The sequence below is a fragment of the Cupriavidus sp. 01T418 genome (assembly GCF_056398885.1).
The window spans coordinates 1-673 of sequence record NZ_JBFTQG010000144.1 but is presented as its reverse complement, the minus strand read 5'-3'; the positions used below and the strand labels follow the sequence as shown (position 1 = coordinate 673).

The window sequence follows — 673 nt, the reverse complement described above, 5'->3', positions numbered from 1 at the left end:
TCTCCGACGGCAAAACGCTATCGGTGGCCGAGTTGTATGCGGCCTATCCGATCCGCATGTCGGAAGGTGCGGACAGCCTCTCCTTCAGCAACGTGGGCGAGACGCTGTACGCCGGTGGCGGCAACGACTCGATCTCGGCCAATGGCGGTAACGACAAGGTCTATGGGGAAGCCGGCAACGACACACTGAACGGCGGTGACGGCAATGACCTGCTGGACGGCGGTGAAGGTAGCGACTCGCTCAATGGGGGCAACGGCAACGACATCCTGGATGGCGGCACCGGCAACGACACGCTGAGCGGCGACGTCGGCAACGACACCTATGTGTTCCGCGTCGGCAGCGGGCAAGACCTGATCCGCCAGTACGACACCGGCGCAGGCCGGGTCGACACCGTGCGCTTCGAGGATGTCAGCTCGACTGGCCTGACCGGCGTGATCCGATCGGGCAACGACCTGATCCTGACCTACGGCCAGTCGGACCGGCTGACACTGCAGAATCACTATTACAGCAGCGCCTATGCGGTCGACCAGTTCCAGTTCTCCGACGGCAAAACGCTATCGGTGGCCGAGTTGTATGCGGCCTATCCGATCCGCATGTCGGAAGGTGCGGACAGCCTCTCCTTCAGCAACGTGGGCGAGACGCTGTACGCCGGTGGCGGCAACGACTCGATCTC

The 673-nt window shown here is 63.2% G+C and carries 1 protein-coding gene; it reads left to right on the top strand.

All coding sequences use genetic code 11. The annotated features are described in order from the left end of the window. The coding region (locus tag AC1DQ3_RS36620; protein ID WP_477124964.1) for a calcium-binding protein at positions 1-673 on the top strand (673 nt) is incomplete at both ends.